Genomic DNA, 26617 nt, shown 5'->3' with positions numbered 1-26617 from the left:
CAAGTGGACGGGTTCCCGGCACGATTGGAAGAGCGCCATGACTCAGTTCGCACTGCTTTACCCAGAACGATTCAACATTGGAGTCTGAATCTCAACCCGCCTCACACACTAAATTCCGGATACCTCCCAGGCTACGGGAACAGCGTTTTGCAAGTACCAGAGCCAGTATGATCGACGGCGTTTGGCGCCTCCCTTGGCTTCCCAGATCGCACTGCCCGACACCGCGAGCGCTCCGTAATAGCCGGCATCCCAATCGTCTGGGGGTACGCCCTTTTCGCTCTCGCCGACTACATCGAAGTTCGTGTCGTACAAAATCGTATTCATCGCCGAGAAAACGGCCATGCCCGCATAAGCGGAGACAAAGGCCGGTTCGCCATGTTCGAACAGATCGATAACCTTCGTGTGGTACTCGCCGTTGGCTATTTCGAGGGTGGGCAAATCGCATTTTCCCGATAACGCGTCGATGCCGCTCGCCAGGATCACTTCGGCCGCCGTCAACACGCTCGGATACGGACTCAGCCGGTCAATCACCTCTCCCGCACAGATCACCGCCAATCGCGCACGGCGCAAATACCCCGCATCGGCGTGCTCGGCCACCGACAGGGCCTCGATCAACTGAAGAAGGTCCTTTCGGACGGCAGCCGGGAGTTCACCCTCTGTCGTAATCGACGTCGCAGCTTTCGATAATGCGTTCGACAAACGTTGTGGAATGCGCATCGCTTATGCTGATTCTCCGTAATGTCCGATGGACATGATGATTCGAGCGTCGTGGCGAGGCGCGATGAGCGAGCTATTCGTCGCTATCGCCTCGCTCCGAGTTCTTCACTAGCCCGTGACAAAATGCGGCCGCTTTACGTTCGGCATGTCATCGTATAACGGTGTCAGCGATGGGTCGCGATTCCCGTAGACGATCTTGAGCCATGTCGCACCGCGTATGAACTGCCCCGCACCGAACCATTTCGATTCGAGGTTCGCCTTCAGCATACGTCGGCCCGCTTCGAACAAAGCGTCGGGCGTGTAAGCGTTGGCGTGAGCGACCGCAGGACGGCAGCCAGAGTGGTTGTCATTGCTTATCACGCGGTGCCGCGTTCTCGTGAGTTGTACAAGCCTTCTGTACCGCGTCCTGCCAGTCCTGCCACGCGGCAGGATCTGCGGGCTCCTGACCACCTTCCCATATTTGCCAAGACAACGATCCGAGCATTCCGCCCAACTCGTCAGACTTCGTCAATTCGTACTCGTGTTCCAGAAAGTAGAACATCGCACGATACGCTTGCTCTACAGTCAGCTTTTGTTCGCTCATCATTTCCATCCCGGCCGAGTCGGCGCTGCCAGACCTGTATTGGATCCAAACCTCTTGGCCGCTCCTACATCGAACTCATCACGTTCACGGTTATTAGAACCGCAAATTTCACTTGACATGTCTCGATGGCCCTACTTCCAAGCGATGAATGCGTCTGTTACCGGGACAAAAAATCTATCGCCCCAACTGAATTGAAACTTTCGGAATCGACATGGCATCTTGCGACTGACAATCGACTCCTGCCCTATAGTATTTGGCCACATATATTGTGACTACCAGCGAAACACATTCTTCAGAACGACATACGCAATAAAACCCATCATCAGCACGAATGCAATAATAAATAGCACTCGACTAAATCGGCCTCTCGGGCCGGAAGAAAAGGGAAAGCTGGGCATAATTATCACCATTTGAGTCCGGTTTTTCCTTGATCGACGGAGTAACCTCCACCTACCGTGCCTATGTTTTTCGTATTCCCGAGATTCACCCCCGCACCAACACCCAATACAGTGGCAGTTCCATTTCCCGGGGAATACATCATCCCCCCACCTACCCAATCGTACGCTCCGCTTAAGCCACCGGCATATCCGCCTGCAAAATTATTTGTTTGACCTGGCACCACCGTCAGGGTATTGAGCCAGCCTGCGGAAATTCCCACACTCGCATTAACGGTATTGGGCAATGCCATGTTCAAACCGCCCCCGACAAAGGAGTTGCCGTCTCTCGTAAAGGTACCCCAAACACTGCCAACGAAGTAGTCGATCTAGAAATTCACAAAGTCGGGACCACGTAGGTAACTCAGCCCGTTCTTCGCCAGTTGCATGCAGCTTTCGGGATGACCGAGGCAACTGTTGATCGCTTCGTTCTGCGCAGCAAGCGCACCGGCAGCCGCATTTTGTCCCGCCAGTCCAGCTGCTGCGCCGCCAGCGAACGTCGCGAAGACTGCGATCGCGGCCGCCCGCCCCGGCGTCACGTTTGGATTTCCACCAGTTATGGCGATCACGGCATATGGTGTCAGTGCAGCACTCGCGGCTCCGCCAATCGCGCCACCCACACAGCCAGTGCCGCTAGCTGAACTCGCAGCACATCCGAGTGCAGCATGCGCAGTCACGTACCCGGCCTGCCCCAACCCACCTTCGCCGAAAGCATTGTCGAAATTCAACTGACCGATTGAGCTGGCCGCAATCGCCGCCAGATCGCTAACGACGCTCCCTTTCAACGCAGTCCCGAAGCTCCCCACTACGCAACCGTATTCACAGTGGCCGATACCAACCCCCGACCTGCGATTTCGACCGCGCCGTGAAAAAGCTGCTCTGAGGTGATCCTATTCGCTGCAATGTTGTTTCCGATCGTCTGCATTGGCAACGCGTTGAGGTCCAATCCTCCATCAACCTCTGCGTCACATAAGCCACCGCTCCGGCTTGAGAACTTGTCCCAGGCTGAACCTTAAACGCTGAACGCTTGGTTCATCGGGGACGACGCCACAGCGACCGTCATCGAAAAAGTTGCTCCGGACCCAACCCGCCCTACTGTACGAAATCCGAATGCAGATGGCTACCGTCTCTTGCGTAAAGGCATTGCCAAGTTGATGTTGCAACGATGCGCGCATCGCCTACGTCGAAGCCGCGTCAACTGTCCCGCCCCCACCGGCCTATCAATTCTTGTTTTCTCGTGAGACACACAGTGGTCCTAGAATTTCCCCAAAATTAATCAAAGCATCCGACACGCATCAAGACTACCCGGGTTTCGAATCGACCTTAAAATTAGACAATTCATCACCCAAAAAAACTCATTCATATCACATATCTCGACATAAACTCAAATTCATCGAAATATGACTTCGATCCGATTTCGCAAATCCATTCCTTCGGCACGTATTCACTATCAACATTTACCTTATAACCACTCCGCCAAGCAAGCTTGCTATAAATAACTGCCGACGCACAAATTAAATTAGCAAAAAAGCCTCCATCCAGAGACGCACGCTTGCGAATCAAGCTCGGCGAAACCAATTCATCAATTGCAGCCTCCATTCCATTAACATCCCCTTTCGCAAGGGCCAAATAAAATTTATGATCAACCAGAAATTTTCTCTCCCTACCGCCCTTTGGTGGATTTGAAATTACTCGCTCGCAGCGCTCCCTCAAAGCATCCCAATCTCCACGCAACGCAACGAAAAACTGCTCCGTCCAAAAATCAAATAAATTATGATTATTTATTCTCTTGACATCAAATTCAGAATCAATCCCACCATACCAATCAATCAATCCCTCATGACCCGAAACCAAATAATAGATCCCATTAATCGCCCTACGCTCATATGCCAATGCACCAATAGGTTCATTGTATTTCGGCTGCGAGAGAATATACTCTAGCTTTGCACGGACATAGAACCACTGCTTAAAGGCCGCAACATCGCCAGTCTCGTACCATACCGAGATTGCCGCTGCCTCTGCATAGCTCATCAAGGTGCGCAAACATCCGGATGGATCACCTAAATCACCCTCTATATTGGCAATACAATTATCCAGCACACCACTCGAAACATCGAATGCGCGCCTCTCCAAGACATGATTCAACCGATTAGCCGCTTCCTCGGTAGTCGGAACTTTTATCACAAATCTCTCCTTCATTTTACTTTCACAGGCACAATCACCAAGTTTCCAGTCACCTTATTTACACCAGCAACCGCCGTGAAAAGCTGCCCATTGTTTCGGGCGTTTGTAATAGCAATTCGCGCAGGGGAATTGCTTGGCAAATTATCCAAGGTAGCATTTATCCAACTTGAACTCAACTGAGTACCGGCCTCGCTCGTTCCAAGCCTTACACTCCCCCCATTGATTTGCTTAGAATCGACCACAATAGTAACGCTTCCATCGATCCCTTGAAGTACGTGGTCGAACCCGTTGTTAGATCCATACTTACTTCCAGACAATATATTATAACCAGCGCTTTGACTGACCGAGTCAACAAGAGCCTCCGTCTTAGTACCCCCCGGATCACCATTCTGCAGAATACTTTGCAGCGTACTCTGCTGCGCCGAATTCAGATCCTGAACGTTACAACCACTTTGGCAGACTTTTGAGCTGTTGACATAACCGCCGCTCGTTGCTTCAGCCGGAGGCGTTCTCGATACTGCGTCAAGCGCCTGCTGAGCACTCGTGTTAAGGGTGCCCGAATTTTGTGTCCCCCCAGAGCTAGAGGCGTTATTACCACTTGCCAAAAGGGCATTACTCGGCGCGCCCGGCCCCCCCGGCGAAACCAATGGCAAACTCAATAAACCGCAAGCCTCGCCACCTGACAACGCGCATGCCAGAGCCGATACTGCCGTGACAATGGCAGGAGCGCTCGGCCCTCCGGTGTGCGGTCCGCTACTACTGGGATCGATCTGGTTAGGATCTTGGGGATTTTGCGGTGTGCCGGTATGAAGAATCGCGTTTGCGAGGGGGCCCGTTACATTATTTTGCAGCGCGGCGAGCGCCAAAAACCCGAGTTTTTCCGGAATCGGCAATGCATTGATAAAACCGCCGTCCTTGGCCGCCTGAGCTATATGAGCAGGATCACCCGCATCATTGTTGAGCGCTTCGTTCTGCGCGGCGGTGCCTCCAACAACCGCACTCTGGCCCGCCAATCCCGCTAAACCTCCACCGGAAAACGTCGCGAACGCAGCAAGCGCCGCCAGTTGCTCTGGATTCAACGACGCGCCAGTCGGATCAACGGCTTTAATAAAGTCCGGCGAAAGGGCCGCGCTCGCGGCAGCGCCAATTGCCCCAGCTCCGCATTCTTGCCCGATTGAGGACGCTGCTACACAGCCCAACGCCGCATGCGACGCTACATAACTCAATTCTCCTTGAAGCCCGTCGCCAAAGAACTTGGCTCCATTTGCATTCCCTATCGCATAAGCAGCAGCGGCGGCTGCATCCCTGACGAAGCTATCTCGCAAACTATCGAGGAAGCTTCCCCCGCCAATCAGCGTCTGCGTGCCGGCCTGAATCGCCGCATTGGCAGACAGCGCCAACGCTGCGGTCGGTAGCGATCCAGCCGCCGCACCAGCCTGCGGCACCAACGCGTTACCCGTCGTCTGCACACCGGCCAGCGCCGAAAGTGACGGCGCACTTCCCTCGAATGCAGCATTCGCGCTGAACCCGAACGAGCCCGAACCGCTGTCAAACGTGATGCCGTTCGTCAGTCCGGCAGTCACGGCTCCGATCAAGCCGTTCTTCAAACTCGCACCGAAATTGACCTTACCGGTAGCAATGACCTGGCTAAGCGTACTCGCTGCAAACGCACTCAATCCGACTGCCAGCATCGTGTTCGCTAGAGCGCCTTCCGCCAGCGCCCCACCAGCGGCACTCGCCGCCGCCTCAATTGCCGCCCCCGTCAACCCCTGATCAGCCGCCAGAAACGCTGCAGTACTCGCTGTTTCCGTCGCCCCTGACAACGCTCCAACCGCAGCGGATATTTCCGGCTGCATCATGATCGCGGCAGCAACGGCGACGACCATCGAGAAGATCTGCGTCATCCCGAACGAGCCGCCTTCCTTCACGAAATCCTGATGAAGGTTGTCGCTCAGTGCCGTCTGCGTGAAATTGCCGCCGAGTTGGTGTTGAAGCGCCGCAAGTGCTTGCTGGGTCCCACTTTGATCAATCGTTCCGTCGGCCGCGAGCTTCTGCAGCGCTCCACCAATCTGGTCGAGCGTCTGCACGTTCAGGTCCATGTTCGCCGCGCTCATGAACCCGCCCGGCTGCACCACCGTCCCGGTCGTGTTCAGATACCCGCCATCGACCTTCTGCCAGATCTCGCCGACGTTGACCTGATTCGCCTGGTTCGTCAGCGTGTGCGTGTCGACGCTCAGCGTCCCCGACGCCGTGATGCTCCCCGTATTGAGAATGCTGCCGTTACCGTCCTGATTGAACTTGAGCGTGACATCCTGTCCGGAGATGTTGCCGCCCGCCGACATCGCCTGCGTGTCCTGCGGCAGATACACCTGCGGCGTCAGCGCCGTAATCGTCGGGCACGATGCCGTGCCCGTCGCGTGACACGTCGGGTCCGGCACCGTCTGCTCGACGTACCACAGCATCGGCTTGTCGAGCGTGTTGATCTGCTCCTGCGTCAGCGCCGCGCCCAGTTGCAGGTCGTGCGCCTTCGAGTAATCGACCGCGTTCTGGTACAGGTACATCTTTTCCTGCGCCGTCACCGACAGGTTTTTCTCGTTGTCGTACGTCAACCCGTCGACGAAGCTCGACTTGCCGGTCTGCTTCAGCGCCGCCTGCTGCAACAGCAGATCCTCTTCCTGCGGGTTGTAATAGAACAGCGTCGACGACGGCTGCAGCGCCGACGGCAGATTGTTCAGCAAGTCCTGCGGCCCAAGTGAGCCGAGCACGGAACCGCCAAGCGACGCGTCGACGTACGACGCAGCACCCGCGACCGGCGTCGGCAGCTTGCCAGTGCCGACTGCACGAGGCACCGACAGGTTCAGCCCCGGCAAGTCCACCGGGCTCAGCGAAATGACTTGCGATGGCGCATTGACACGCGGCGTGTAGGTGTTCGCGGTCGTGATCCCGTTGATCAGCTTCTGGCCCGTCAACGACACATACGTGCCGATCACGTTGCCGACGTTCTGAATCTGTCCGTTCGACGAGATCGACAGGTTCGGCGCCTGAATGGTCGCCGCGATGTTGCCGACCGGCGTCGGCGGATCGATGGTGCCGCCCGTGCTCGTGTATGCGCTACCGTACAACGCCTTGCATTGCTCCGGCGTGCCGCACGCCCAGATGTCGTGACGCTTGTCGCTGCTGAACATGCCGGTTTCCTGCACCCAGTGCGAGTGCCAGTAGGCGTTCAGCACCTGCGCCTCGTTCACGACGGGGCCTGCGACGGCGATCGTCGCGTTGTTACCGGCCGCGATCAGGCTGCCGATGTTCGTCAGGCTGCCCGCGTTGATCTGCAGGTTGTTGCCCGCGCTGATCACCGACGAGCTGCCCGACTGCTGGTCGACATAACCCTCGCAGTAGCTTTCCTTGTAGCCGCCGGCTGTCATGCAGCCCGAATATTGCTCGTGCTTGCCGTAGTTCTCGTGTACCGGCACGGGCGGCGGCAGATTGTTGGTGATCGCGCCCGATACGTTGAGCTTGATGTCGTTGCCCGCGACGATGTTGCCGGACGTGTTGTTCAGGCTCTGTGCGGGCGTGGTCGAGCTCGCGGTCGTGCCGACACCGCCGATGACGATGTCGTGGCCCGCGAGCAGGTTGCCGTACGTATTGTTGATCTGGCCGGCCGCGATCACGAGATCGTGGCCGGCATAGATCGTCGCATCGTTCTGGCTGTAGCCGAACGTCGTCGTGGTCGGGTTGTTGCCGCGCGGTTGGCCTGCGTTGCCGCAGGCGGAGTTCGGCACGCCGGAGGCGCAACCGACCTGGCTCGCGTAGTTCTGTTGGTTGCCGCCCTGGTTGGTCAGCGTGCCGGACGTAATGCCAACGTTGTTGCCGGCATACAGCAGCCCCCCGTTGGTCAGATTTCCGCCGCCGATCGTCAGGTTGTTGCCCGCCGCGATCATGCCCGTCGGCGTAGTAAACGTAAGCGAACCCGTTGCGGTGGGGGCGGCGGCGCTCTTGTTGATTTGAAATGCGGTCGGCAGGTAAGGATCGCCAACTTGACAGTAATTGCCCGAATCGCAATTGAATGCGCCGGTCGGATTTCCCGTACCTTGCACGCCAATCAAACCGAGCGAAGCAAGCTGCCCCAGAAAGGCTGTGTATTGAGCCTGGTCGACGTACGTTGAATTGGCTACCGTCGTGGTCGGCGCAACCGCTCCATTGCTCAACGACTGAACATTCAGCGAGATATTGCCTTGCGCCGCGATCTGCCCGCCCCGATTCGACAGGGTGCCAGCAGCCAAAGTGATCGAACCGCCCGCCGAAATGACGCCCGAGGTTCCTGCCTGTTGATTCGTCGTCGTCTGATAGACAGTGGGCAGCGTGAACGTCGCCGACTTGAGCGCACCGGCATCCGGAGCCGTTCCGATAAACCAGTAGTTCGAATACTGCGAAACGCCGTGGTCGTTGATACCGGTCAGGATGCGATACTGATTGAACGTCACCGTGCCGGATGTCGCGACCGGATCGGAAGCCGATAACCCACTGGTGTTCGTGGTCGAGCCAGTCGGCGCCAACAGGCCACCGAGCGTCGCAGGCAGGTCTTTGTACGCAGCCCGAACGTATCCATGGTCTCCATTTTTGACATCTTCGTAGCCGACCGTCACCCAGCCGACCGACCCTGACATCAGGAGCGCCGGGTCGTTGATCTGCGTGGTCGTCGTGACGGCCCCTTGCGGAGCAGTCTGATCGTTGATCACCTGCGCAGCGGAAATGCCGATGTTCCGCCCGGCGAATATCGAGCCCCCCGTATTGAGCAGCGAACCGCCGAGATTGAAATTCGCATCCCCCTTCGACTGCGTCGTCGCGCCCTGGTTGTCGTAGTTGCCACCATTGACGTTGAGAACGTTCCCTGCCTCGACCGTCCCGCGGTTCGTCGTATCGCCGTTCAACGTCAACGCGTTATCCGCATGCATCACCGCCCCGGCCGCATTATTCAGCGTGCCGTTGAACGTCACATCCGACCCGGTAACCTGCCCGTGATTCTCGAAGCTACCGCCTGCCGTCAGTGTCAACGGCGACGTCCCGGTGATCGTGCCGTCGTTCGTGATCCCGTTCAGCCCCGTCAGCGAAACGCTCTGCCCGCCGTAATTCCACGTGCCGCCGACACTCACGTACCCGGCCGTGATGGACAGATTGCCGCCCTGGCTGATCGTCCCCTGCGACGGATCGAACGCCATGTTGACCGCGCTGATCCCCATGTTCCGTTGCGCGAGCAACTGTCCGCCCGCGTTGTAGAACGCGCCATTGCCGCCATTGATCGTCAGCGACACGTCGCCGGTCGCACCGGTCGCGGTCTTCGGGTTGCCGGCAAAAACGATCCCGTTCTGGTTGTTCAGCGTACCGGTATTGACGTTCAGCGCGTTCACCGCCATCAGCGAGCCGCCCACGTTCGTCAGCGCGCCCCCGACGGTGACGTTCGTCGTCGTCCCGTTCACCAGTCCGGCGTTCGCGAAGCTCGATGCATTGATCGTCGTCGTTCCGATCGACGCGAGCGACGCACCGGCCGCGTTCGTCAGGCTCGGCGCCGACACGTTGAGCGATCCGGCCAGCACGTTCGCGGCGTTGTACAGCCCGTTCTGCGAAGCCAGCGTCGCGTTGCCGACGACGTTCACCGCCTTGCCGCTCGCCAGCGTGAGCTGGTTCGACGCCTGCGCGGTGAGCGCGCCGCCGACCGTCGCGTTGCCGAGCGTCACGTTCGAGCCGTTCACCTGCAGGTTCTGCGATGCGACGAGCGATGCATTGCCGGCATCGACCGTTCCCTGCGCGGAAACGGTTACGTTCTTCGATCCGACGGCCGAACCGCTCAGCGTGACGTTGCCGCCGGACACACCCAGTTGCCCGGCCACGATGCTGTTGCCGGTCAACGCGACGGTTTGCCCCGCATGCAGCGTCGCGTCGCCGTTCGCCGACACGCCCGCGACCGACACGTTGCCGCCGATGCCGTTGATGTCGACGGTCCCCATCGAACCCACGCCGCCCGCGAGCGACACGTTGTTCGCGGCCTGTACCACGACATTGCCGCCCGACTGCAACAACCCGCCGAACGACACGCTGCCGGCGGTCGACTTTGCCGACACGTCGCCGACCGCGGTGGTCGCACCGAGCGACATATCGCCGCCGGACACCGCCGTCAATTTGCCGGCGCCCTGAATCGCGCCGAGCGTGATGCTGTTTCCGGCATGGACGGTGATGTCCTTGCCGTACGTCAGTGCCGCGTCGCCGCCGAGCGCACCGCCCGCGTCGATAGTCGCGGCCCCGAGACCGAACAGCGCGCCGCCGAGCGTCATCGCGCCGCCCGACGTCAACGTCGTATCGCCGTTCACGAGCCCGCCGGAAAGCAGCGCGAGGCCGCCGCCCGCATTGGCCCGGAGATTGCCGGTCGACACGACCGCGCCGCCGACGCCGAGATTGCCCGCCGTCGCGGTCAGCGTCGCGTCGCCGGTCGAATGGATCGCGCCCGCGACACCGAGGTCGCGTCCCGCCGTCACGTTCAGCGCACCGCCGCTGGACGCCGCACCGATACCCGCATCGCGCGCGGCCGTAATCGTCGTCGCGGTGCCCGACGTCACCGCGCCGTTCACCATCACGTCGCCGGCGCCGTTGCGGCCCTGCGCCTGCAATCCGATTGCGCCGCCCGCCTGAACCGAGCCGGCCGACAAGTCGTTGCCGGCGGTCATCGCGAGATCGCCGTTGGTCGCAACGTTGCCCGTTACCGCAATATTGCCGCCCGCGTTGACGTTCGCCTGGTGCGCGAACGCGATCGCGCCGGCATTCACCGAGCCGCCCGCCGTCAACGTGCCGCTTTGCTGCGCGCCAACGCCTGCGAGCGTCATGTCGCGGCCCGCGTTCAGCGAAGCATTGCCGCCCGCGACACTCTGCCCGGTCACCGCGATGTCCTGTGCCGCAACGACGTTCAGGTTGCCCTGCGTCGCCAGGCTCGTCGCGCTCGCGTTGCCGCCCGAAGCGGTTACGGCGAGATCGCCGGCCGAATTGACCGCCGAAAGCGCGACACTGCGCGCCGCATTGATCGTCGTCGTGCCGCCGGTGTTGATTGCACCCGCAACGGAAGTGTCCCGCGCGGCTTGCAACTGCATCGCGCCGAACGCGGTGGCCGCTCCGCCGATCGTCACATCGCCGCCGCCGGCACCGCCCTTGGCCGTGACGTCGAGATTACCGCTGACGGCCTGGATCGTGCCGAGTCCTGCATTGTTGCCGCCCGTCACGTTGATGGCCGCCGCTTGCAGCGCGCCCGTCAGCGCGACGTCGTGCGCGGCCTCGAGCGTCGTCGCCTGGGCGAATGCCGCCGAGCCCGCACCGTTGATGTCGCGGCCCGCGCTCAGCGTGCCGTCGCGTTGGCCCGCGAGCGCCCCCGTCAACGCGATATCACGACCAGCCTGCACGTTCGTCGACTTCGCCACCGCGATCTGGCCGCCGAGCTGCGTATCGAGCGCGGACATGACGTTGAACGCGCCCGCGGTCGTGGTCGCCCCGGTGAACACGACGCTGCCGTTCGCGGCGGTTGCCGTCAGATCGCCGTTCGACTCCACGCCGCCGCCGACCGCCACGTTGCGTTGCGCTGCCAATGCAAGCGCTCCGCCGCTGCCGAGCGTGCCGCTGATCGACACATCCCGCGCGCCCGTCACGTTCGCCGCTCCCTGCGCGGACGCCGCCCCCGTGACGCCCGCATCGCCTTCGCCGGCGTTGCCGTTTGCGGTCAGCGTCAACGTGGTCGACGACGACGCATCGTGCAACGTCGCGTTGTTTCCGCCCGTCACCGTGATCGCGGCCGCCTGCATGCCGCCGGTCAGGGCGACGTCGTGCTGCGCCGCATAGTTCGCGGTCGCGGCAAACGCCTGCTTGCCGCCGCCGTTGATGTCGCGCGCGGCCGTCACCGTGCCGTTGGCCTGTCCGACCATCGTGCCGTTCAGCGTGGCATCGCGGCCGGCCGTCAGCGTCGCGTCGCCGATCGCGCTGGTGCTCGCGCCGAGCGACAGGTCGAGGCCGGTCGCAATATCGAGCTTGCCGCCGCTGTTGATGCCGCCGGTTGCGTTGAGGCTGCCTTGCCGCGCGGCCAGCGCCGTATCGCCGACCGACTCGATCGCGCCGCTCACGGCGATGTCCCGCTGCGCGGTCACACCAACCGTCGAACCGCTCGCGGCCTTGCCGCCGATCGCGACATCGTTCTGCGCGAACGCCGTGATCGCGCCCGCGGCGGCGACCGAACCGTCGATGCGCAGATCGCCTGCGCCCGTTGCGGTGTTCGTACCGTTCGCGCGCAGCGCGATCGTGCCGGTCGACTCGACGTTGTTCACGGCCGCGTTGCCGGCCGCCGTCACGCTGACCGACTGCCCCTGGATCAGCCCGCGCTGCGCGACGTCGCGCCCGGCGTCGAGCGTCGCCTGCTGACCGAACGTCAACGTGCCCGCGCCGACGATGTCGCGCGCCGCATTGATGACGCCTTGTCCCTGCCCGGCCAGCGACCCGCTGACGTTGACGTCGCGTCCGGCCGCGAGCGTCGTGTCGCGCGACACGGTCGTGTTGCCGCCGAGGTTGATGTCACTGCCTGCCTGCGCGTCGAACGCGCCATTGCTCGCGATCGCCCCCGTCGATCCAATGCTGCCGCCGGTCGCGAGCAGCGACGTGTTGCCGGCCGACTGCAACGACCCGCCGATGTCGATATTGCGCGCCGCGGCCAGCGCCACGTCCGCGCCGCCCGTCACCGCACCGGTCACGCTCAGGTCGTTCGCCGCATCGAGCGCGAGCGTCGACGCCGCCTGCACGTCGTGCAGCGTGGCCGAACCGCCCGCCGTCGTCCGCACGTTGCCGCCGCGCAGCGAACCGGTGAGAGTCGTATCGCCGCCGGAACCGACGTTCGCCGCGAGCCCGAACGCAATGGCGGCCGCGCCGCCTATCGCGCCGCCGGCGTTCAGCGTGCCGTTGCCCTGTGCGACGACGGAGCCGTTCATCGTCAGGTCGCGGCCCGCGTCCACGGTCAGGTTGCCGAGCGACGACGTCGATTGCGCGCCCAGATCCACGGACTGCGCGGCCATCACCGACAGATTGCCGCCCGACTGGATATTGCCGGTACTGGTCAGCGAGCCGGCCGCATTCGTCAGCGCGACGTCGCCGTTCGACTGGACCGTCCCGCCGATCGACGTATTGCGGCCGCCGCCGATGACGAGGCCGCTCGCCGTGCGCAGCGTGCCGTTGACGATCACGTCGCGCGCCGCGTCGATCGCCCCGTTCGTCAGCGAATTCACGTTGCCGCCGATCGAAACGTCGCCCGTGCGGGTCGCGAGCTGAAGCCCCGCGTTGGCCTGCACGTCGTTCAGCGCGATCGAACCGGCTGCCGTCATCGAGACGGCGCGCCCCTGGAACGCACCCGTCACGCCGATGTCGCGCCCCGCGCTCAACACCGTGTCCTGCGCGAAGCCGCTGGTGCCGCCGGCCATGATGTCGCGCGCTGCCGTGAGCGTCGCGACGCCCTGCCCCGCCAACGCGCCGCCGATCGTGAGATCCCGGCCGGCCGTCGCGGTCACGTCGCCGGTGACGGTGGTCGCGCCGGTCAGCGACACATCCTGCGCGCCCTTCACCGTCAGCGCGCCCGCGCCGTTCAACGTGCCGGCCGACGCGACGCTGCCGCTGGCCGCCGTCATCGCCAGATCGCCGACCGCCTGCACGGTGCCGCTGCCGCCGACGATCACGTTGCGCTGCGCGGCAAGCGCGACCTGCGCGCCGCCGGCGAGCGTGCCGTTCACGACGACGTCGCGCGACGCGTGCACGTCGGCGGCGCCGAGCGCGGCCGCGTTGCCGTTGAATACGACGTCGCCGCCGCCGGCGCTGCCGCTCGCCGTCACACCGAATGCGCCGCCCGCCTGGACCGTCGCGAGGCTCGCGCTGTTGCCCGCGTCGACCTGCAGGCCATTGGCGAGCAGCTTGTCGGTCAGCGCGACGTCATGTGCGGCATTCAGCGCGCCGGTCTGACCGAACGCGATCGAGCCGCTTCCCGTGATGTCGTTGCGTGCGCTCAATGCCCCGTTGCGCTGGACGATCACGACGCCCGACGTGTCGACGTTGCGCCCCGCGTCCACGCGCGCGTCGGTTCCGACCATCAGCGAGCCGCCGATCGACGCGTCGCGCGCGATATCGGCGGCGAACGTGGTTCCGCTCGCGAGTGAACCGCTTACACTCAGGTCGCGCCCCGCCTGCACGCTGACCGCGTTCTGCGCGGTCGCCTGCGACGCGACGACGGTATCCTGTCCGGACGTCAGCGCAAGATCGCCACCGCTCTTCATCGCGGCATGCGTGGCGACGTTGCCCTGCGTCGCCGTCAACGCCAGCGCACCGGACGTCTGCAGCGCCGCGTTGACCGTCGCATCACGTTGCGCGGTCGCGCGCAGCGTGCCGCTGTTCGTCTGCCCGTTCACGTTGACGTCGCGGGCCGCCAGCACGGTCGTTGCGCCGGTCACGACCGACGTGCCGTTCAGGTTGACGTCGCCCGTGCCGTCGGTGCCGCGTGCGGTAACGGCCAACGCACCGCCGCCCTGTACGTCGCCGAGCGTTACGTTCGTGCCGCCGGCGACCGTCATGTCGCCGTGCGCCTGTGCATTCGCGACGTTCACGTTGCCGCCTGCCGCCACCGCCAGCTTGCCGCCGGACTGAATCGAGCCCGTCGACGTCACGTCGCCGTTCGCATCGATCGCGTAACCGCCGACCCCGATGTGCGCACCGGTCATCGACACGTTGCCGGCGCTATGAACCGTCGCCTGCTGCTGCGCGGCCGAACCCGCGACCGACACGTCGCCGTTCGCCGATAGCAGCAAGTCGCCCGCATTCGCGGCGAGCTGCGCGTCGGCCCTTACGCCCATCCCCGCCGCGGTGCTGACGACCTGGATCTGCCCCGCCGTCATCGCGCCGAACGCGGTCGCGTCGATGGCGAGCGAACGATTCGCGCCGCCGTTCGCGGCATTGATCGCCGCGGCGGAGTTGTCCGAGCCGTTCGCCGCCGTGCCGTACGTGGTGCCGTACGCATCGACGGCGGCCGGCGTCACGAACTGACGCCCGGCGATCACGTTGATGCGCGTGCCCGCATAGAGCGGCGCGTTGATACCGATCGTCTCGCCGATCAGGTCGATCGTGCCCACGGTCCCCTCGATCCCCGCGCCGGGCCCGTTGACGCCGGCATTGCCTTCGATCTGCAGGTGACCGCCGGTCACGTTGTAGCCGAGCGCCTTCGCGTTCGCGAAGTCGGTCGCGCTGCCGCCGACGCCATTGAGGAACTGCGGCGCGCCGGTCGACAACGTCACGCCGATCGTGTTGGTAAAGCCGGTGCCGCGCGTCGTGATTCCGTTCGGGTTCGCGATCACGACGGCCGCGGGTGCACCGAACACTTCGAGCGGACCGTTCAGCAAGCTCGCGTAGGCATTGCCGGTCGACGTGACCTGGTTGACGATCACGCTCGCCGTGCGGCCGTTCAGGTTCGGGTTGGCCTGCACGTTGCCGCCCGTCAGCGACGTGCCCGACATCAGGCTGTTGTTCAGGATCAGCCCGACCGGATCGATGTTGAATTGCTGATACTGGTTCAGCGAAATGCCGGCCGCGTTCGGCGCGGTGATATTGACGACGGGCACGCCGCCGCCCGCGCCGGTCGACTGCGTGATGGCCGGCTGAAACGAGATCGGCGCCGTGGGGTCCGTGATCGGCGCGGCAGCCGCGAGCTGCATCGAGAATCGCACGCGCAGCGACGCGAGATCGAGCAACCGCTGCCATGCGTCGTCGTCGACACGGCGATTGCCCGCGCCGAGCACGCCGGCCGCATCGCGGCACTGCTCGACGGTGACCGTGATCGGCCCGATGAACATCGTCAATGCGACGAGCGCGCTCGTCGCACGCTGCCACCAGCGGTACGATCGCGCGGCCGGCTCGACCGCGAAGCATCGCGGCGCACCTGCCGCCGATCGCGCACGCGCACCGATTCGCGCCGCGCCGGCGGCGGCAAGCTGCTGCAAGGTCTTACGCTTGGACGTGTTCATCTTCTGTTGTTCGCTTCGTTCGATGGCCCCGCGACGACGCCGTCAGCCGATCCCCGACCGTGGCGCCGCGCGATGCCGGGTTTCCCCGCCCGGCATCGCGTGCGTGTTCGCCGGGTGGCTGCCCGACGCTGCTACGTGCTGCTTGCTACCTGCTGCTTGCCGCCTACTGCTGGATCCGCGCGTTGCGGATCAGATCCGCAACGACCTGCGCGGTCGCCTTCTCCATCGCGACCTGCTCGAGTTGCTGGCGCAGCGTGTCTTTCGCCTGGTCGAACGGCGGCACCTGCGTCGGCCGCTTGTCGTCGGCCCGCACGATCCAGTACGCATCGCCGACCTGCACGGGCTCGCGCGTCATGCCGCCCTGCGGCAGTTTCACGAGCGCTTCGGCAAGCGGCTGCGGCCAGTTCTGCGTGTGGCCTGCCTCGATCGGCGTCTTGAACGAGATCCAGTTCAGCGCGCCACCCTGCGCCGCGGCCGGCCCCTTGCTGAACTGTCGCGCGAGGCCGCCGAAGTCCTCGCCTTTCTTGAGCCGCGCGAGGATCTGCCTGGCGGTGTCCGCGTCGTTGACGGCAATCACGCTCGGCTTGTATTCGTTCTCGCCGAGCGTCGCGACGACCGCGTCGTAGCGCGCCTTGACGTCCGCGTCCGTGACGGGTGCCGGCTTGATCTGATCGCGCAGGTACGCCTGCGTCATCGCGAGCGCCTTCGCCTGCTCGACGGCGGCCACGACCTGCGGCTTCGTGTCGTAGTGCTGCTTGAGCGCCGCCTGTCGAAACAACTCGCGCGCGATCAGCTGGTTCTTCAGCGCCGCGCGCAGCGCCGGCGTATCGGGCGCCTTCGACGCGCGCACGGCTTCGTCGACCTGCGCTTGCGGAATCGGCACGCCGTTCACGCTCGCGATCGCATCGGCCGGCATCGCGGCGGCTGCATCGGCGGGTTTCTTCGACGCCTTGGGAACCGCATACGCGGGCGAAGCGACAGCGGCGCACAGCGTCGCCGCGACGAGCGTGACGCCGATCTTGCGAATACGCGCCGACAGGTTGGATTGCATCGCGATCTCGCGACCGTTCGACAGGCGATTCATGAAGTTCTCCATCAGTCGGTCCAGTTGAGTGTGGCCAGCAACACGCTGGCCTTCTTGCCGAGTGCGGCCGGTTGCGCGAGCGCCTGCCCGACCAGCACTTCGGCCGACAGGGTTCCGCCTTTCAAACGCCATTGCGCGCGCGTGCCGACACCCGTGCCGACGAGCGACGGCCAGCCGCCCTGCGCGTTCAGGTGCGTCTTGCCGCCGTCCAGAAACACGTAGGGTTCGATGCGCGCGTCGTGCCACGCCGGCACGTTCTGCCAGGCCAGCTCGTTGCGCACGAATGCGCCGCTGTCGCCCGCGATCCCGCCTTCGGTAAACCCGCGGACCGAACCCATGCCGCCCAAAAAGATCTGCTCGTTGCCGAACAGCGCGACGCGGCTGTACTGCGCGCGCAGCGTGCCGCGATACGCCCACAGGGAACCGGCGAGATTGCCCAGCGTGAACTGCAGCGTGCCGGTGGCATCGAGCTTGGTGAACTGGCTGTGCGCATCGTCGATGCCGATGTCCGACGCATCGTGGTTGGCCGCCAGCCAGGGCAGCCCCCGCGACACGCCGACATCCCAGGTCGCGGCCGCGCCCTGATCGCGCATGACGAAGCGGGACAGCCCGTTCAGCGCGACCCGCAGCACCGTCAGGTTCTGCGGCGACAACGGAATGCCGTTGAGGTCGCGCTCGGTGCGCAGCTTGTTGAGCGTGACGTCGACGCTCATGCGCCCGCGCGGCGACCGCACCAGCACGTCGTTCCAGCCGAGCATCTGGCTGAACGTGCGCCCGGCGAGCAGCGCGACGTCGCCGATCGCCTGCTGGTACTCGGACATCGACGCCGTGTAGCTGAAAGTTTGATACCCGTACGGCACCGCCGCCGACAACACGACCGCGTTCGTGTCGGTCGTCCCGACGTAGCTGAACGACAGCGATTCCTGCAGTCCGATCACGTTGTCGGCTTCGACACCGGCGCGATAGCGCGTCCTGCCGGTCTGCGAGCTGCCGTAGTTGTCGATGCCGAAATCGTAATGAAGACGATCGCCATAGCGGTTCGAGATCGCGACGATCGAATCGCCCGGCGCTTCGCCGGGGAGAATCCGGATTTCGGCCTGATTGCGCCGCAACCGGTTGATCTGGTCGACGCCCTGCTCCAGGTCGGGCAGGCGCAGCACGTCACCCGGCGTGCTCGCGAACGCCCATGCGGTGCCGGCTTCGGTCAGCAGCCCGCCGCCGCGCACTTCGTACCACTTCTCGTCGGGATCGCGCGGCCTCAGCGGCTTGCCGTTCAACGTCAACGCGGCCACGCGACCGGGGACGAGGTTGATCTTCAGCGTGCCGGACGCGAGATTCTGCGGCCCGAGGTACGCGCGCGTCGTGATGTAACCGCGCGAAATGAACGCTTCGGTCAGCCGGCGCAGCAGCAGGTTGATCCGGTTGCGCCCGAGTTGCTTGCCGATGAACGGCGCCGCGATACGGTCCAGTTCGGGCTGCCCGAGGATCGCGTCGCCGGTGAATTCGATCCGCTCGATCGGGAACGTCGGCGCGACGTCCGGCAGCGTGTCGACGTCGGCGCCCGGCGGCAGGTCGGGCATCGCCGGCTGCTCGGGCACCGCGATCTGCGCCGGCGGTTGCGCGAGTTCGTCGCGGCGCTGCCGGTCGCGCTGCTCCTGCAGCAGGCGCTGCGCGGGATCCTGCTCCGCACGCGGCACCGCGAACCCGGCCGGAAGCGCGCCGAGGCCCGGCGGTGCGCCCGCGAGCTGTGCGTGCGCGCACGGCGACATCGCGCCGAGCGTCAACGCGAGCGCGGCGGCGATGCGGTGGTCCGTCTGCGACATCACAGGCCGAACCACGACACGAGGCCCATGTGATTGCGGTTGCCGATCGTCACGAGATCGCGATGGGGCGGCCGGATCGTCACGATGCCGCGCGCCGCGAGCACACCTTCGGGCGCGCTGTACGCGCCGCCGTCGATGTCGGCCTCGCCGGTCAGGCGCACCTTGCCGGTTCCCCCGGTGAACACGCCGCCCGTGTCGGCTGCATAGATCGCCGCCCAGCGATTGCCGAACCACGCTTTCAGGTCGTGGTCGCGGTTGACCACCGTGTAGCCCGGTACGGCTTGCGCGAGCGTTTTCGGTGCGTCGAGCGTCAACGCGCCGAGCGCGAGCACGGTTCCGCCCGTGTTCGTGATCTGCGTACCGGCTTTCAGCTGGATGTCGGCCTTGGCCTCGATCACGCCGCCGAACGCCTGCACGTTCGACGATGCGCTCGCGCGGCAGAACACGAAGCACGAGCGCCGGTACGCTGCCTGCCCGGTGAAAACGGCTTGCGTGAGAATGTTTTCGCGCGCGGCGATATCGATCGCGCCGCCATTCGACAGGATCGATCCGCCGATATTCGTCACGTTCGCGGCGCGCACGGTCACGTTGCCCGCGTCGGCCGTGATGTACGCGAGTTTCGATGCATCGGCCAGCGCGCCATAGTCGACGGTGAAGCCGTCGCTACGATGCTTGAAGAACAGGAAGCGGCCGCCCTGCTCGGAAAAGCCGACCACCGCGCCGTTCTGCACGCCGGTGCTGTGGTCGACGATGTTCTGCAGGTCTCCGCCCGCGGCGATCGAAATGCTCTGGTTCGACAGGATCCGCGCATTCCGGTTGACGACATCGGCGCCCGCGGTCAGCGACACGTCGCCCTGAACGCCGAACAGGATGCCGAGCCGCGTCTGCGGCAACGACTCGTTCAGGATGCGGCCCGCCGCGTTCAGCGTCACCGCGCCCATCGAATCCGGGTCAGCGTCGATCGCGGTCTGCCCTTGCACGAGCGACCCGACATTCACGATGTCCGCCGCGCTCTTGAGCACCACGCCGCTTTGCGACGATGCTACGGTCGCGCCCTTCATCGCATCGTCGTGATTCAGCGCGATGCCCGCGCCGTTCAGCTTCACGCTGCCCGACGCCATCAGGCTGCTGCCCGTCAATGCGATCGCATCGGCTGCCGACACGTTCGCGTGGCCGCCTTTCGCCTTCATGTCGGTGCCGGTCAGCGTGATGCCGCCCTGCACGGTCACGTCGAGATCTCGCGCGACGTCGACCTTCGCATGGGACATCTCGACGTTGCCGTTCGACGCCAGCGTGAAATCCCCGAGCGACGCATTCATCGCGCCGGCGCTGCGCACGCCGGGGCCGCGGTCCGTGACGATCAACTGCACGCGCCCGCTCGTCACGCTACCTGCGGCAGTGATGTCGATCGCGTAGGACGATGCGGTGTCCGGCTGGGTCGTGGCGGTACGCGAGAGCCAGTCGTTCGCGTTGTCGTTCGGCGACAGCCCCGTGTTCAGCTCGGCACGGCTGCGTCCGGCCAGCAGGCGCACGCCGGCCGTCGCGGACGAAAACGTGTTGTCGATCGCGCCGTCGACGACGATGTTCTTCGCGATCAGATCGAGCCCGATCAGCGCGCCCGCCAGGCCGCCCGGACCGACGACGATCGTGCCGGTCGACGTATCGAGCACGATGTTGCGCTGGATCACGCCGGGGGCGATCTGCAGGTCGTTGAAGCTCACGTTGCCGGTGGACAGCGCGACGTGCCCTGTATTGACGAACGATCCGCCGTTGACCGTGATGCCGTTCGGGTTCGCGAGCACGACGTTCGCGCGCGGCCCCGCCACGGCGATCTCGCCTTCGATCAGGCTGCGGTTGGTGCTCGTCACCTGGTTGACGATCGTGCGCGCGTTGATGCCGGCGTTGTTCAGCGTCGCGCCGGCGGTCGTCACGTTGAACGACGAATACGTGTTGCTCGATACGCCGGCGACCGCCGGCGCTAGATTGACGAGCTGCCGGCCATTCGGCCCGACCGACACGCTCGTGGGCGTGCCGCCGTCCGGGACGATCCCCGCGGCGGCGGCGCAATGCGGCAGCAGTCCGGTTACGGCAAGGCAAAGGCACAGCGCGCGCCAGCCCCCGGTGCCTGCGCGCCCCATTGAATCGGTGCATCCCATTCTGATCCCGCGCACGGCTTCGCCGGCCGTGCGCCCTCGGTTTTTTGGTCGTGTGGTCGTACTGCTTTCGTCATACTTTTTTGAGATACCGAGGAAGAGTAACGGCGCGGCCACGACTTTCTTTAGGGCGCTTTATCGAATAATTTTTCTAATTCGTTCGGACTGGATATTACAAATTCATTTCGCATCGAGGCACAATGAAAGCATTCAGTCAATCTCGCTCCTCATGCCCCCTACATCGACGAACACGCCGCTCACCGTCATCCACCTGAACGGCCCGATCAACAGCGGCAAGACGACGATCGGTCGCGCACTCGCACGCGTGCTGCCCGATGCGCGCTTCATCGACGGCGACGATCACGACGCGCCCGAATCCGCGCCGTTCGACGTGCAATGGGCCATCGCGCTGGAGCGGCTCGTCGCGCAGATCGCGCAAGCGCGCGAACGCCACCTCGTGATCGCCTATCCGATCGGCGAAGTGGAATTCGAGCGGCTGCGCACGGCGTGCGCTGCGCGCGATGCGCGATTGTTCGTCGTCACGCTCGCGCCGCCCGAAGCGGTCGCGGCATCGAATCGCGGCACGCGTGCGCTGACGGACTGGGAGCGGCAACGGATCGCCGAGATGTATCGGGAAGGGTATGCGTCGCGCAGGTTCAGCGATTGCGTGATCGATACGTCGAACGCGTCGCCCGACGTGTGCGCGACGGAGATCGCGCGCCGCGTGGCGCGGCCCGCCCGTTGATGCGGCTGGTTCGGTCGCGCGCCGTCGTCGACGCACCGCATGGACGTACGGATCCATGACCGCGGACGCGCGCCGCGCATCAACGATGCTGCTGTACGCGCGACACGATCTGCTCGCGCGCCCCCTTGCGGCTCAGCATCAGCGTGACGACCGCCGATACCGCGAGCGTCCCCGCAACCACATACAGCCCCGCCGCATACCCGCCCGTCGCATGCTTGAGCCAGCCGATCGCGAATGGCCCGACGAAGCCGCCGAGATTGCCGATCGAGTTGATCATCGCGATGCCCGCCGCCGCACCGGCCCCCCGACAGGAACGCGCTCGGCATCGCCCACAGCGGCGCCTTCGCGGCGCTGATCCCGACGTTGACGACGACCAGCGCGAGCACGGTCAGCAGCGCGGTGCTTCGCCGAAAACCATCGGCTCGCGCACAGGATGATGCCGGGGAAAAAGCCGGCTTCGGCCATGCCGAGCAGAAAGCGCATCACGTAGAAGCTCGTCGGCCCGGTCGCGAACGCGAATACGGCCGACCGGATGTCCACGCGGATCCGCCGGTTTCCCCGAGGAAGAATTGAGGCGACCGAAGGCGACGCCGGGCGTCGGTACCTGCGCCCGGCAGCGCACGATTCCGGCTCGCGCGGTATGGCCGCACGGACGTTCACCCGGCATACGAGGACAATATTCCGGCAAGTTTCGGGCTAAATCGCCAAAATATTTACATCCTTCGATACGGATCGAATCGATGGCCAGCGCGTTCCGCCTCGCAAGCGCTTGAGGATTTTCCGTCCGCATCCCGCCGTCACGCCACCGCCACCAGCCCGCCGTAGCGATCGGGGGTAACGACTGCACCCGGCGCCGGCCGCCACCCCACCGCCCCCGCCGCCGCCAGCCCTGCCTGCTCGTGTCCGGCCTGCACGAAACGCTCGGAAATCCAGTCGACGAACGCGCGCACGCCGGGCGACACATGCGGGCGCTTCACGTAGACGACCGACACGGCCAGCGCATCGGGCTGCCAGCGGGCCAGCACTTCCCGCAACCGCCCCGCGTCGATCAGCGCCTGCGCGGCGACGCGCGTCGGCTGGATCAGCCCGAGGCCGTGCACGCCGCAGGCGAGATACGCCTGCTCGTCGTCCACGCCGACGATACCGTCGAGCCGCACCTTGCGCACCGCGTCGTCCACCGCGAACTCGAGCTCGGCCGGACGCTGGCCGAAGACGTGCGACCCGCCTACCGCGCGATGCCCGCCCAGATCGTCGGGCGTGCGCGGCACGCCGAAGCGGTCGAGATACGCGGGGCTCGCGCACGTCACGCGCTCGAGCGAGCCGAGCCGGCGCGCGACGAGCGACGAATCGGGCAGCGCACCGAGCCGGATACTGCAGTCGGTCGCGTCGCCGACGCGATCGCCCGCGCGCCCGGCCACGGCGAGCATCAGTTCGAGATCGGGATGCCGCACATGGAATTCGCCGAGCGCCGGCAGCACGATCGCGCCCGCCACCGACGCCGGCAATTCCACGCGCAGCGGCCCGCTCGGATGCACCGCGGCGCCGCGAATGCTGGCTTCGAGCTCGTCGACGTCCGCGGTGATGCTGACGCAGCGCCGGTAATACGCGTCGCCTTCGGGCGTGGCCCGCAACGCGCGCGTCGTGCGCACCAGCAGCGGCATGCCGAGCGCCGCTTCGAGCTCCTGCACGGTGCGCGTCGCGGTGGCGCGCGAGATGCCGAGCGCCTGCGCGGCACGGGTAAAGCTGTTCATTTCGACGATGCGCGTGAAGATGCGCATCGCGCGGATCGGATTGTCCACCGGACACCTCTACGGGGTTGCGACAGGCCGCGGCGCGGGCGTTCGCGCACCGCGCGTGCGTGTCGATGTCGACGCAAGCCGCGCGACCGGCGCGGCCGCCGGGTCAGGCGTTTGCCGCCGCGACGCCGGGCGCCGGTTCGGCGAGCAGCCGTTGCGCGAGCGCCAGCGCGTCGTCGCGGCTCGCCGCCGCGTTCAGCGGATAACCCCAGACCTTCTCGAAGGCGCCCGAAAAGGCATTGAGCGCCACGCGCCGCGCCGCATCGGGCTCGATCGCGATCATCCCGGGGATCCGTTCGCGCGACAGCGCACGGTTGGCCTTGCTCCACTTCGCGAGCTGCTTGCGCATCTCGTGATCGTTATTGGCGCGATCGTCGCCGGACGGCGCATCGTCGGTCAGAAGAACGAAGCGTTCGCGGCGCGCGAGCAGTGCGTCGAGTTCGGCAATCAAGCGGGCGGGATCGGTGTGGGTCGAGCCGCTGTAACGCAGCCAGACAAACGGGAATTCAGTCGTGACGATTTGCATGTCGACCTCCAGATGAGAACGATTCTCATTTTATGGATCGAGACCGCGTCCGTCATTTCTCGTCCCGGCCAACTGCTTTTTCAATCCGGCCAAACGGGCGCGTGCGGCCCGGCGGTTCAGCGCTGCCGATCGGTGAGGAATTGCGTCGGCGGCTTGCCGGTCGCCTTGCGGAACATCGTGACGAAGCTGCTTGCGCTCTCGTAGCCGAGATCGATCGCGATCTGGTGCACGCGGCGGCCAGTCGTCAGCATCCGCAGCGACAGCGCGACGTGCAGCCGACGGCGCCAGTCGCCGAGGCTCATCCCGAGCTCCTTCGTCGCGAGCCGCGTCAGGCTGCGCTCGCTGATGCCCGCACGCCGCGCGAGCTCGGGCAGCGGCGACTTGTCGGCCGGATCGTCGAGCAGATGGTCGATCAGCTTGCGCAGCCGGCGGTCGGCCGGCATCGGCAGGTACAAGTCCTCGACCGGCGCCGCGACGAGCTCGTCGAGCAGCGTCGCGACCAGCCGCCCTTGCGGCCCGTCGACGTCGTACAGGTTCGGGAAACTGGCCGCCTTCAGCAGCAGCTCGCGCAACAGCGGCGACATGCCCAGCGTGCAGCAGCGCTTGGGCAAGTCGAGCGCCGCGTCGGGTTCGACCAGCACCGCGTAGAAGGTCGCACCGGCCGAGCCGCGCGCCGCATGCGCGACATCGCCGGGAATCCAGACCGTGCATTGCGGCGGCGCGGTCCACACGCCGCCGTCGATCTCGCAATAGACGACGCCGGTCAGCGTGTAGAGCAGTTGCGCCTGTCGATGGCTGTGCCGCTCCAGCCGCCATTCGGGCTCGACGACGGAGCCGCCGAACACGACGAGCGGACGCGGCACGTGATCGACGTCGGTGTCCGCGGCGGGATCGGTGATCGATGGAAGGTCGCGCATGAAACGATAGGCTGTGAAAAAGGCCGGACGCCGGTGCGTCCTGTCGTGCTTATACCAGAAAGGCGCCGGCGCAGCCGCGCCGTTCGGGGGCGTCAGCGGCCGCGCGCCGAACCGAATACAATGCGCCGATCCCCTTGCCGCCGCGCCAACCCGCCGGAGCCGCCATGTTCGACCTGACCACGCTGACCACCTTCACGGCCGTCGTTCTGGGCCTGTTCCTGATCCCCGGCCCCGCCGTGCTGCTCGTGCTGAGCCGCACCGTGCAGGGCGGGCGCACGACCGGCATCCTGACCGGCCTCGGCGTCGCGAGCGGCGACTTCGTGCATACGCTGTTCGCGGCCGTCGGGCTGTCCGCGCTGCTGATGACGTCGGCGCTCGCGTTCAACATCGTGAAGCTGATCGGCGCCGCGTACCTGATCTATCTCGGCGTGCGTGCGCTGCTGGAGAAGCCGTCCGATCCGTCGCTGCCGCGGGTGGCGGCCGTCACGCCGCTCAACGCGTACTTGCAGGCGATTCCCGCCGAAGTGCTGAATCCGAAAACCGCGCTGTTCTTTCTCGCGTTCATGCCGCAATTCGTGCATCCGGAACGCGGCTCGACGTTCGTGCAGTTCGCGGTGCTCGGGCTGATCTTCGTCGTGCTCAGTTCGCTCTACACGACGCTGATCGCGTGCTCGATCCGCCCGCTCGGCCGCATCGTGAAGCGGCTCACGTGGCTCACGCGCTGGCAGGGCAGGATCATCGGCTCGATCTTCATCGCGCTCGGGCTGCGCGTGGCCGTGCAGCAGCGCTGATGGGCGCGACCGCATGACGCGCGCCGACGCGGATCTGCTCTACACCGACCCGCGCCTCGTCGCGGTGTACGACCTGTTCAACGCGGGCGATCGGGACTTCGCGTTCTATGCCGCGGCAATCGGCGCAGCGCGGCAACGCATTCTCGATCTCGGCTGCGGCACCGGCACGTTCGCGCGACGGCTCGCATCGGCCGGGCATGACGTCGTCGCGATCGATCCCGCGCCGGCGATGATCGATTACGCGCGACGCCAGCCGGGCGCCGGCGCCGTCCGCTGGTTCGCGTGCGCGCTCGACGGCCTGCCGCCCGGTGCGCGATTCGATGCGGTCGTGATGACCGGGCACGCGTTTCAGTGCCTGCTGACCGACGACGATATCGACGCGACGCTGCGCGGCGTGCGACGCGTGCTCGCCGACGGCGGCCGCTTCCTGTTCGAGACCCGCAACCCGCGCACCGAACCGTGGCGAGCATGGACGCCCGTGCAGTCGGCACGCAGCGTCGAATCGCACGCATTCGGCATCGTCGATCTCCATCACGCGGTGCGTGCAATCGACGACGCGATCGTGACGTTCGACACGCACTACCGCTTCCGCCGCGACGACACGGTGCTGACGAATACGAGCCGGCTGCGTTTCATCTCGCAACCTGAACTGCAGGCGCACGTGACGGCGGCCGGTTTCGCGTCGGCCGACTGGTGCGGCGACTGGGACCACGCACCGTTCGACGCAGCGACCAGCGCGGAAATCATCGCGATCTGCCGCGCGTAACGGGCGCGGCGCAGACATCATGCGCCT

At 65.0% G+C, this 26617-nt stretch carries 15 protein-coding genes and 1 pseudogene; 3 read left to right on the top strand and 13 right to left on the bottom strand.

Translation table 11 applies throughout. The features are described 5' to 3' along the window. Window positions 1-108: 108 nt before the first annotated feature. The 9 genes from LGM42_RS13935 to LGM42_RS13895 form a co-directional block, all read right to left on the bottom strand. Window positions 109-717 carry an Imm5 family immunity protein gene (locus LGM42_RS13935; protein WP_226232479.1) on the bottom strand — a complete coding sequence of 203 codons (609 nt, stop codon included), beginning with the start codon at window positions 715-717 and terminating at the stop codon, window positions 109-111. Window positions 718-1063: 346 nt separating this feature from the next. Beyond that, a complete protein-coding gene (locus tag LGM42_RS13930; protein ID WP_226232478.1) occupies window positions 1064-1309 on the bottom strand; it encodes a hypothetical protein in 246 nt (81 codons plus the stop codon). Window positions 1310-1703: 394 nt separating this feature from the next. Next, window positions 1704-1988, bottom strand: coding sequence for a hypothetical protein (locus LGM42_RS13925; protein WP_226232477.1), 285 nt, complete (start codon window positions 1986-1988; stop codon window positions 1704-1706). A 75-nt stretch (window positions 1989-2063) separates the two neighbouring features. Continuing rightward, entirely contained in the window at window positions 2064-2540 is a 477-nt protein-coding gene (locus LGM42_RS13920; protein WP_226232476.1) for a DUF637 domain-containing protein, read from the bottom strand. 553 nt (window positions 2541-3093) lie between these two features. Beyond that, entirely contained in the window at window positions 3094-3933 is an 840-nt protein-coding gene (locus tag LGM42_RS13915) for an Imm49 family immunity protein (protein WP_226232475.1), read from the bottom strand. Next, a complete protein-coding gene (locus tag LGM42_RS13910; RefSeq protein ID WP_226232474.1) occupies window positions 3930-15989 on the bottom strand; it encodes a filamentous hemagglutinin N-terminal domain-containing protein in 12060 nt (4019 codons plus the stop codon). The genes LGM42_RS13915 and LGM42_RS13910 overlap by 4 nt, the downstream gene beginning before the upstream one ends. Window positions 15990-16152: 163 nt before the next feature. Next, window positions 16153-17073, bottom strand: coding sequence for a peptidyl-prolyl cis-trans isomerase (locus LGM42_RS13905; protein ID WP_124860827.1), 921 nt, complete (start codon window positions 17071-17073; stop codon window positions 16153-16155). Window positions 17074-17084: 11 nt separating this feature from the next. Next, window positions 17085-18896 (bottom strand): ShlB/FhaC/HecB family hemolysin secretion/activation protein, encoded by a 1812-nt coding sequence (locus LGM42_RS13900; RefSeq protein ID WP_226232473.1) that lies wholly within the window; start codon window positions 18894-18896, stop codon window positions 17085-17087. Beyond that, the gene (locus LGM42_RS13895; protein ID WP_226232472.1) at window positions 18896-21034 is read right to left on the bottom strand and encodes a filamentous hemagglutinin N-terminal domain-containing protein; all 2139 of its coding nucleotides are present in this window, start codon (window positions 21032-21034) and stop codon (window positions 18896-18898) included. Before LGM42_RS13895 ends, LGM42_RS13900 begins: the two co-directional genes overlap by 1 nt. Window positions 21035-21278: 244 nt before the next feature. Between LGM42_RS13895 and LGM42_RS13890 the strand changes: the two genes are divergently transcribed. Further along, the gene (locus LGM42_RS13890) at window positions 21279-21794 is read left to right on the top strand and encodes a shikimate kinase (protein WP_226232471.1); all 516 of its coding nucleotides are present in this window, start codon (window positions 21279-21281) and stop codon (window positions 21792-21794) included. Between the two features lie 79 nt (window positions 21795-21873). Here LGM42_RS13890 and LGM42_RS13885 read toward each other — a convergent pair. The 4 genes and pseudogenes from LGM42_RS13885 to LGM42_RS13870 form a co-directional block, all read right to left on the bottom strand. Further along, window positions 21874-22198 (bottom strand): annotated as a pseudogene (locus LGM42_RS13885) (MFS transporter); the annotation flags it as partial. A gap of 393 nt (window positions 22199-22591) precedes the next feature. Beyond that, on the bottom strand, window positions 22592-23593 hold the full coding sequence (locus LGM42_RS13880) for a LysR family transcriptional regulator (RefSeq protein WP_060311549.1): 1002 nt from the start codon (window positions 23591-23593) through the stop codon (window positions 22592-22594). A 103-nt stretch (window positions 23594-23696) separates the two neighbouring features. Further along, window positions 23697-24116, bottom strand: coding sequence for a hypothetical protein (locus LGM42_RS13875; RefSeq protein ID WP_060311551.1), 420 nt, complete (start codon window positions 24114-24116; stop codon window positions 23697-23699). A 116-nt stretch (window positions 24117-24232) separates the two neighbouring features. Next, a complete protein-coding gene (locus tag LGM42_RS13870; protein ID WP_060311554.1) occupies window positions 24233-25033 on the bottom strand; it encodes an AraC family transcriptional regulator in 801 nt (266 codons plus the stop codon). A gap of 164 nt (window positions 25034-25197) precedes the next feature. On the opposite strand from LGM42_RS13870, the gene LGM42_RS13865 reads away from it, so the two are divergent. Further along, window positions 25198-25824: a LysE family translocator gene (locus LGM42_RS13865; protein WP_059580281.1), complete on the top strand. Its 627-nt coding sequence runs from the start codon at window positions 25198-25200 to the stop codon at window positions 25822-25824. Between the two features lie 13 nt (window positions 25825-25837). Beyond that, on the top strand, window positions 25838-26590 hold the full coding sequence (locus LGM42_RS13860; RefSeq protein ID WP_124657298.1) for a class I SAM-dependent methyltransferase: 753 nt from the start codon (window positions 25838-25840) through the stop codon (window positions 26588-26590). Window positions 26591-26617: the final 27 nt, after the last annotated feature.

The organism is Burkholderia sp. AU39826 (assembly GCF_020419965.1).
Taxonomy (GTDB): domain Bacteria; phylum Pseudomonadota; class Gammaproteobacteria; order Burkholderiales; family Burkholderiaceae; genus Burkholderia; species Burkholderia semiarida.
Note: the sequence above shows the minus strand (reverse complement) of the source record. Positions and strands in the feature narration are given on the sequence as shown.